The following is a 1,060-nucleotide window of genomic DNA, read 5'->3' on the forward strand; positions in this document are numbered from 1 at the left end:
CTGCTGCCCATGTGCCAGCAGCCCTATCATCTGCATATCCGCCGCATCGATCCGACCAGAAACATGGCCCGCTTCTACGAGCTATCGATCTCGACGACCCTGTTCGGAAATGTCTCCCTGACGAGAAGCTGGGGCAGGATTGGCACGCGGGGCCAGAGCCGTGTGCATCTGTGCGAGACTGAGCAGCAAGCCGTCGTGCTCTTCCTCGATCTCCTGAAGCGGAAGCGCAAAAGGGGCTACCGCAGCCGGTTGAGCACCGACTGCGATAGCGATGGCCAGCCTCATGCCGCCGTGTCGTCCTGAAGTGTGTGAAGATAGTCGGCAGCAGCCTGTGCCTTCGATGCAGCTCGAAAAATCATCCGCCTGTCCTGGCGCATGACGGCAAGCCAGCTGGCGAGATAGGAAGCACTCTCCTCGCGAACTTCAGCGGTGATCTGCAGGTCGCAGCACAGGAAGCATGCGGTCATCTCGGCGACCAGTTCCTCGAAATGATAGGAGGCCTTGCGCTTGTCGGCGGTTTCCAGCCGGTCGAGGCGATGGGAAGCCCCTGTCCAATGGGTCAGTTCGTGCAGGGTCGTGCTGTAGAAGCTCTGCGATGATGAGAAGGCGGCAAACGGTGGCATGCGGATCAGGTCGAGTGCCGGTACATAGCAGGCGCGACTGCCACCATGGACAATGCGGGCTTGCGTCTTTGCGATAAAGGCATCGACGGCGGCCATACGGTCCTCCTGTGGCTGCGCCTCAGGTCGAACATGAAACTCCTCGGGCAGGCCTTCGATCTGTGAGACGTTGAAGACGCTGTAGCTCTTGAGAAAGGGGATCTGACGTTCCTCGTCGTCACTGGCACCATCGGATGATGGTTCGGCTCGGGTGATGGTGCCGTATTTGACGATCAGCGTGCCCTGCTCGCCCTTGCGGACCTGGCCACCGAGCTCCTGGGCCTGGCGGTAGGTCATGAAGCGGTCGTGCTCGAAGCCGTTCGTGGCTGATGCCATCCAGAGCAGCAGGATGTTGATACCGCGGTAGGGTTCGCCATTGGCACGCAGTGGTCGGGCGAAGG

General features: G+C 60.7%; 2 protein-coding genes. One reads left to right on the top strand and one right to left on the bottom strand.

Annotation, left to right across the window (positions count from 1 at the left end; translation table 11 throughout):
- Positions 1-9 precede the first annotated feature (9 nt).
- The gene (locus LH464_RS24370) at positions 10-303 is read left to right on the top strand and encodes a WGR domain-containing protein (protein WP_226788979.1); all 294 of its coding nucleotides are present in this window, start codon (positions 10-12) and stop codon (positions 301-303) included.
- On the opposite strand, the gene LH464_RS24375 is transcribed toward LH464_RS24370, so the two are convergent.
- The coding region (locus LH464_RS24375; protein ID WP_226788978.1) for an ArdC family protein at positions 282-1,060 on the bottom strand (779 nt) is incomplete at its 5' end. The genes LH464_RS24370 and LH464_RS24375 overlap by 22 nt on opposite strands.

This window comes from Pseudorhizobium xiangyangii (assembly GCF_020531965.1).
Lineage (GTDB): Bacteria > Pseudomonadota > Alphaproteobacteria > Rhizobiales > Rhizobiaceae > Neorhizobium > Neorhizobium xiangyangii.

Excerpts from the sequence above, each read along its gene's own strand:
- LH464_RS24370 (WP_226788979.1), top strand. The coding sequence starts at position 10 with ATGTGCCAGCAGCCCTATCATCTGCATATCCGCCGCATCGATCCGACC.